Below are 7,573 nucleotides of genomic sequence, written 5' to 3' on the forward strand. Positions count from 1 at the left end.
CGTGTTGGCAGAGTAATCCGTGCCGTCAATATCCACACAGTATTTCCACAAACAATATCCACATCGTTGCGCTGGCGCAGGACAGAGCGTTTAAAAAGTGTCCTGTGGACAGTTTTAGTAAATGGGACAGGTGGCGTGTTGGCAGAGTAATCCGTGCCGTCCATATCCACACAGTATTTCCACAAACAATATCCACATCGTTGCGCTGGTGCAGGACAGAGCGTTTAAAAAGTGTCCTGTGGACAGTTTTAGTGAATGGGACAGGTGGCGTGTTGGCAGAGTAATCCGTGCCGTCAATATCCACACAGTAATTCTGCATAGTTACTTTGGCGCAAGACAAATTAATTCTTAATTTAATCAAGCATTCTTTCAATAAACTTATTCACACCTAGTACCTCTAATTTATTGACAATCCACTTGTCTAGTCGCTTAATCGGATACATCACCCACATCGCAAAGACAAAAGGAAAAGTCAGTGTAGTCCATCCGTACTTTAGCATAAAGATATCAAAGTATGTAGAGATTATCACACTAATTAGCACATACATCCCCGCTCTAACCTTGTCCTCTCCCATAGCGATACCACACAGTACAGCGTTAAAACTAAACACTCCCTCGTTAATTAACGCATTAGAAGCGTGACTGCTGTGTGAGATATACACACTTACGATCACCGCTACAAAAGCATATAAGGCCTGTATAGGGCGACTGATAAACACCCCTAAGAAGAAGACTACCCCTGCCACGAAGCTTCCTTGAAACAACACTTGCCCGAAAGCGTGTCCTTGTATCAAAAAGTCGTCTAACGCCTCTATATCAACAAAATGCTCAGGTACAGAGCGAATAGCCAAATCAGGTATACTCAAGATAAATAAAGATACCCAAGTAAAAATAACAAAGGGAAAAGTATACGCTGGTAATTCTCGTTTAATCGCCCATCCCATAATAATAGTGGATAGTATAGAGGATATGATCATTAGGACATACACCCATATACTCGGTTCGAAATAATACATCAAAGCGACACCTATCAGACAGGCATTAAATCCAAATAATCCGTTCTCGATATCTTGGCGATCAAAGCGCATTAACTTGGCGGTAAGAATAGCCACTACATTACACAGTGCAGCAGCCACAGCCATCTCTGTAGAGTCATAGTATATAGCTCCTAAGAATAGAAGTCCTGTTACGGCGTTTGCCTGTAGCATAATCTGTCCGAAGCCTCTAAAGAATGCTTTAATACAATGGACTGTTAGCTCTTTCATATTTTCTTTTTTTGAGTTTATAATTTTGCAATCAAAGAGAAGTTATAAGAACAACTCTTCCCATAGCTTCTGTTGAATGGTTTGAAATATAGTGAATAGCTTCTCTGCTCCTTGTCCTAGTATGCGAATCATAAAGCCATCTCCTTCTAATTCACTAATACCAAACGCGATATTAGGCATCTCTGCGAACTGCTCGTGGAAATACTCTATATAATCTAACACCCCTATATGAGCTGTGTTATAATAGATTAAAGTTCCCTGATGTGTGAAGCCTTCTAAGATACCGATCCCTTGTATAGGCATTAAGTCAGGTTGTAACAGCACATTGTCTTTAACCTGAAGTTTACCCTCTACATAGATCTCAGTCAGGTTCTGAAAGTGATTATAGGCAAACTCTTCTCCTGAGAGCTTACGTCCACAGGTTATGATATCTGATAACAAGAAGTGACTATCTTCCTTCATATCCACTCTATTATGGCTTATAAAGGTAGAAGAGCTCTGCGGTACCACAGGGTGTGGCACATAAGCAAAGGCACTTCCCTTCTCCATCTGGATTAACGTAGTCTGCATAGACTTGTTTTTCATGTGAAACAGCCTTTGGTAAGCCTGCGTCTGCAACTGTAGTTTAGTCTGCTCTGCTAGATGAATAGAGATGCGATGATCATCGTTATCTAACAGTCCTGGTGAAGAACTCATAATCATCAGATAAGCTGCCTTATCTCGCTTATATTGCCCTACGGGTACTATTCTAAAAGGTTGAGTAACGTAAGCATCTTTTAGGTAAGATGCCCCTTGACGTTGCTCAATCTTAATATCTAAAGATGAAATCATATTATCTCAATAAGTTTGGTTCGTCAATATCTTCTAACAAAGCATATTTCTTAATCCAACCTACGATATCCTCTAATCCCTCACCGGTCTTTAAGTTAGAGAATAAGAAGGGTGCTCCCTTACGCACACGTCTAGCATCTGTCTCCATTACATTTAGATCTGCTCCTACATAAGGGGCTAAGTCCATCTTGTTAATTAATAACAAGTCTGATCGTGTGATCGCAGGCCCACCTTTACTTGGCATCTTCTCTCCCTCTGCTACATCAAGTACGAAGATGGTGATATCTGCTAAGTCAGGGCTAAACGTAGAGGATAGGTTATCTCCTCCACTCTCGATAAAGATTAGCTCTAGGTTAGGGAAGCGATGTGCTAACTCCTCTACTGCCTCTAGGTTCATACTCGCATCTTCGCGTATGGCTGTATGAGGACATCCTCCTGTCTCTACACCGATGATTCTATCTTTTGCTAATAGACTGTTCTTAGCCATAAACTCAGCATCTACACGAGTGTAAATATCATTGGTGATCACTGCTAGGTCATACTCGTTTAACAGTCTTCGGCTCAAACGTTCTAATAGGGCTGTTTTACCTGATCCGACAGGTCCTCCTACTCCTATTTTTATATATTTTCTATCTTCCATTTTGTTGTTTTCTTATGATAAGTATATTCTTGAATAAAGGCGTTCGTGTTGCATACATCGAATATCAAACCCCACATTACACAGCCCGATAAGACTTCTATCCATATCTAAAGATTCTTGGCTTAACTGGAGCAAATCATCGTGTAGGTAATATAAGATGTCTTGACCGTCTAACTGCCCTAGGGGAACTAACTTCACGGCATTAGTTACCATACCTATAGCAGCATTATAATAATATGCGTGCATTGCTTCGACTAAAGGTACTTTCATAACTGCGGCGAAGAGTCCATACATAATACAATAGTGACTATATACTTCTTTCTGCTTGATTAACTCTCCCCACCCTTGTACGATAGGCTCTTCACTGGTATATCGGCTAAATATCTTATATAGACGCACCCCTAGCTTCTGACTACCTTGTCTTATTTCCCTTGGCCCTTTTAGAGCATTGCACTCCTGAGCTAACAAGACTAGCTCTTCTATATTCCCTAGCATTGTAGCATCATAGGCTAACTTCATCAGCGCAGCATCATTATACTTTAGATTATACCACAGATTATGTCTTACATACTGATCTGCCGAAGCCTTGTCACAGACCATTCCGTTCTGTACATACGTCTCTAGACCATTAGAATGGGTATATCCACCGATGGGTAAAGAGGGATCAGATAAATGTAATAACCTACCTAAAAATGCTTCTGGCATAGTTTATAATTTTAATGTTAAACCACCTTTCGGCGGTGTGAATACAAACTTCTTATGTTGCTCAAAGTCAACATTTGCATTCAATGGATAGCGCAATTGTCGTTGTTGTATTTCAGGAGAATAACCATTGTTAATCATCCAATCATACATTGTCCTCTCATAAGGCAAACACAAGCTATCTCCCTCTACATAAAGAGGCAAATGCTTATTCCCTATTTCATAGGCAACTAACCCCAATGTAAACTTATCCGGTATCGTCAAGACAATTGCCTCACAGGGCAAAATAGATACTAAGATGACCTTATCCTGCTCTTCATATAGCACATCTCCGTCTCTTAAGTATTGCCCTTTGCCTAAAAAGCGAATACTGATATCTGTACCGTTAGCAGTCACTAGACGCTGAATACGCCTCTGTGTCTGGTGCCATTCTATATACAAATAATCAATAGACTGTTTTAACTCTGAAGAAGCACAATTGCGAATTGCTTTTGTTACTATCATCTGTTTTAACTAAAAAGTGAGAATACAAGAGCATATAAATCACTTGTATTCTCGTGTTGGTTTGTTTGTTTGTTGTTGTTGTTTCCTAATCTATTAAACCTAGAACAAGAAATATCGTTGTCCCAATGCTACCTCATCGATTGGCTGACAAGTAATCTTCTTACCGTCTATACTCACCTCATAGTTCTCAGGGTTAACCGTAATCTCAGGAGTTGCACTATTGTGAATCATATCTGCTTTAGATATATTACGACAATTCTTAACTGGTAGAAGTGTTCTAGCTACGCCATATTCTTCTTGTATTCCCTTCTCTAATGATACTTGAGACACGAAGTTAAAACAAGTCTGTGTTACTGCCTTACCTAGTCCACCATACATCGTTCTAAGGATGATAGGTTGAGGCGTAGGGATAGACGCATTGGCATCCCCCATCTTAGAGGCAGCGATCATTCCTCCTTTTAGGATCATCTCTGGCTTAGCCCCAAATAATGCAGGCTTCCATATCACTAAATCTGCTATCTTACCTGGCTCGATAGAACCGATATAGTTAGACACACCGTGTGCAATAGCAGGGTTGATCGTGTACTTCGCTACATAGCGTTTTGCTCTGTAGTTATCATTACCTGTACCTTCATCCTCAGCTAAGCTACCGATCTGTTTCTTCATTTTATCCGCCGTTTGCCACGTTCTAGTGACTACCTCACCTACACGTCCCATCGCTTGAGAGTCAGAACTCATAATACTAAACACACCTTGATCTTGTAAGATATCTTCCGCCGCTATAGTCTCAGGGCGAATACGAGAATCAGCAAAAGCAACATCCTCCGGAATATCTTTACTCAAGTGGTGACATACCATAAGCATATCTAAGTGCTCATCGATGGTATTCTTCGTAAATGGACGAGTTGGGTTAGTCGATGCTGGTAATACATTTGGATACATCGCAGATTTGATAATATCAGGTGCGTGTCCTCCTCCTGCTCCCTCTGTGTGGAAGGTATGAATCACACGACCGTTAATCGCCTGCATCGTATCTTCTAAGAACCCTGCTTCATTTAAGGTATCTGTGTGTATCGCTACTTGTACATCATACTTATCTGCTACAGATAAGGCTCTGTCTATAGTAGCCGGAGTAGCTCCCCAATCCTCGTGTATCTTCACTCCTAATGCACCTGCTTCTATCTGCTCGATGATAGGTGCCTCAGAACCTACATTCCCTTTTCCAAAGAATCCGAAGTTCATCGGCAAGTGATCTACTGCTTGCATCATACGCTTCATTCCCCATTTACCTGGAGTCACCGTAGTGGCATTGGTTCCATCAGCTGGTCCTGTACCTCCACCGATCATCGTAGTCACACCACTATATAAGGCTGTCTCTATCTGCGTAGGACTGATATAGTGAATGTGTGTGTCTATCCCTCCCGCTGTCACGATATAACCTGCAGCTCCGTGCACTTCTGTAGAAGCTCCGATAATCATATTAGGCGTCACATCATCCATCGTATCAGGGTTACCTGCTCTACCTACACCTACTATCTTACCATCTTTAATACCGATATCTCCTTTGACTATTCCCCAATGGTCGATAATAATCGCTCCTGTAATCACCATATCTAGTACGCCTTCATCACTTAAGTGATTAGACGACTGCATCATTCCATCACGCACTGTTTTTCCTCCACCGAACTTGCTTTCATCACCATAACTAGCGAAGTCTTTCTCTACTTCGATGATTATCTCTGTATCTCCTAAGCGCACTCGATCCCCTACTGTAGGTCCGAATATAGCACTGTAATTTGCTCTACTTACTCTTAAACTCATAATGACTTGTTTTTAAAGTACTGTTTCTCCACTCGTTTCATTGCCTTAGCTTTTGCCTCCTCTGACATAGTCTCTCCATTGGCTAGATCATTATGTCCGTATACTTTACGCGCACCTGCATAAGGCACTAAGTCTACTTCCTTCTCTTCTCCTGGCTCAAAACGAACAGCAGTACTTGCGATAATGTTTAGGCGTTTACCAAATGCTGCTGCACGGTCAAACTCCATCATCTTATTCACTTCAAAGAAGTGATAATGAGACCCTACCTGTATCGGTCTATCTCCTTTATTGACAACTGTAATCGTGGTAATCTCTCTACCTTCATTACAGATAATATCTTCGTCTTTAATAAAATATTCTCCTGGTACCATTGTTTGCTTAATTAGGTTAACGAATAGGGTTATGTACTGTCACTAACTTGGTACCATCAGGGAATGTAGCTTCTATCTGCACATCGTGGATCATCTCTGCTATCCCATCCATTACATCTTCACGCGTTAATAACGTCGCGCCATACTGCATTAAGTCAGCGACTGTTCTTCCGTCTCTAGCCGCTTCTAGTAACTCGCTACTGATATAAGCTATTGACTCTGGGTAATTAAGTTTTAACCCTCTAGCCCTGCGCTTCTTCGCTAGCTCACCAGCTAAGTGCAAAAGCAATTTTTCCGTCTCTCTCGGTAATAAATGCATCTATATTTTTTTATTAAAAATTGAACAATAGAATAGTAACCCAATCCTCAAAAAAGAAGTTAGCTACTGTATTAATTAGATAAATATGCTACTATAAAGGCATCACAATACAGCTGTGATACTGATAAGTAAATTAATTCTAGAATTAGCGATTTAAGCATACTATTAGTATGGTTATAGAGCTAAGAAAGAACTATGAAGTAGAATTGCTTTGTAGTCTTTAGCTACTGCTAATTCTAAGTTTAACTAACCCGTGAGGAATCTTTAGGGATTGATACAATAAGTATTTTGCTCTATGCTGTTGTAGATAGGCAAATATCTTTTGTTCTCCTAAAATAGGTGTAGTCAAATCTAGATTAAAAACATAAGTAGTAAGGAAGTGTAGTACATCGCTTAGATCTACTTTGTCTGTACTGTGATCAGTGTTATCCATAGAGTGAATAACCTCTACTTCCACCTCAGTCTGACAATATACTTTACAAGCCTCCTTCTTACACACTTGCCCAGGTATAAAAGTGCTCCCTGACAAAACGTAATTACCCCCTATCTCTACACTTTGGCTAGCAAATGCTAATCCAAAACGGAAAAGAAAAAAACACAAAACGATAAGTCGAAATAATGCTTTCATAGAAGAGTGATACTTTGTTTTTAATTACCCCACAAAGATAACTTCTATCCCTCGTCACGAATAGCACAAATCTTGACTATACTACCATAAAATAGGCAATAGAAGGGATGAAGCGTTAAAGTTATGTTTATGTCTTATCTTTATAAACATAAACTATCAACTATCAGTATGAGCAAACATATTATCTTCAAAATTAGAAAGGCATACTCTATAATACTTTTACTAATTACTTTATTAGCTCAGAATACTTATTCACAAAATGAAAAGCTAGATAAAAAGATTATTGAAATAGATCAATATTTAAATCAATATATATCTAAGAAAAATCTACCTAGTCTTAGTATAACAATTATGCAAAATGATACTATTCTATTCATTGTTGTCCGATAAAAAAAAAGAAGCCAGCAAGCTGACTTCTAAAAAGTTATCGTAGTTTAGTCTTGCAAAACAATAAACACGATGAGTAAAAGTACATATTTTTCTAGTAAATCG

The 7,573-nt window shown here is 39.6% G+C and carries 9 protein-coding genes; all 9 read right to left on the reverse strand.

What is annotated here, in order from left to right; all coding sequences use genetic code 11:
* Positions 1–353: 353 nt before the first annotated feature.
* The 9 genes from CF599_RS19035 to CF599_RS19075 all read right to left on the reverse strand — a co-directional run bounded on the left by CF599_RS19035 (position 354) and on the right by CF599_RS19075 (position 7,081).
* Positions 354–1,265, reverse strand: a complete 912-nt coding sequence (locus CF599_RS19035) for an urea transporter (RefSeq protein WP_121967502.1) — start codon at positions 1,263–1,265, stop codon at positions 354–356.
* Positions 1,266–1,307: 42 nt separating this feature from the next.
* Complete coding sequence (locus tag CF599_RS19040; protein ID WP_121967503.1) at positions 1,308–2,096, reverse strand: urease accessory protein UreD; 789 nt, start codon at positions 2,094–2,096, stop codon at positions 1,308–1,310.
* A 1-nt stretch (position 2,097) separates the two neighbouring features.
* Entirely contained in the window at positions 2,098–2,736 is a 639-nt protein-coding gene (gene ureG / locus CF599_RS19045) for an urease accessory protein UreG (protein ID WP_121967504.1), read from the reverse strand.
* A gap of 12 nt (positions 2,737–2,748) precedes the next feature.
* Positions 2,749–3,441: an urease accessory protein UreF gene (locus CF599_RS19050; RefSeq protein WP_121967505.1), complete on the reverse strand. Its 693-nt coding sequence runs from the start codon at positions 3,439–3,441 to the stop codon at positions 2,749–2,751.
* 3 nt (positions 3,442–3,444) lie between these two features.
* Complete coding sequence (locus CF599_RS19055; protein WP_121967506.1) at positions 3,445–3,942, reverse strand: urease accessory protein UreE; 498 nt, start codon at positions 3,940–3,942, stop codon at positions 3,445–3,447.
* 99 nt (positions 3,943–4,041) lie between these two features.
* Complete coding sequence (ureC, locus tag CF599_RS19060) at positions 4,042–5,763, reverse strand: urease subunit alpha (protein WP_121967507.1); 1,722 nt, start codon at positions 5,761–5,763, stop codon at positions 4,042–4,044.
* The gene (locus CF599_RS19065) at positions 5,760–6,134 is read right to left on the reverse strand and encodes an urease subunit beta (RefSeq protein ID WP_121967508.1); all 375 of its coding nucleotides are present in this window, start codon (positions 6,132–6,134) and stop codon (positions 5,760–5,762) included. The genes ureC and CF599_RS19065 overlap by 4 nt, the downstream gene beginning before the upstream one ends.
* A gap of 16 nt (positions 6,135–6,150) precedes the next feature.
* Positions 6,151–6,453, reverse strand: coding sequence for an urease subunit gamma (gene ureA / locus CF599_RS19070; RefSeq protein ID WP_121967509.1), 303 nt, complete (start codon positions 6,451–6,453; stop codon positions 6,151–6,153).
* A 220-nt stretch (positions 6,454–6,673) separates the two neighbouring features.
* Complete coding sequence (locus tag CF599_RS19075) at positions 6,674–7,081, reverse strand: hypothetical protein (protein ID WP_121967510.1); 408 nt, start codon at positions 7,079–7,081, stop codon at positions 6,674–6,676.
* Between the last annotated feature and the right edge of the window lie 492 nt (positions 7,082–7,573).

The sequence above is a fragment of the Myroides sp. N17-2 genome, assembly GCF_002286775.1.
GTDB lineage: Bacteria > Bacteroidota > Bacteroidia > Flavobacteriales > Flavobacteriaceae > Flavobacterium.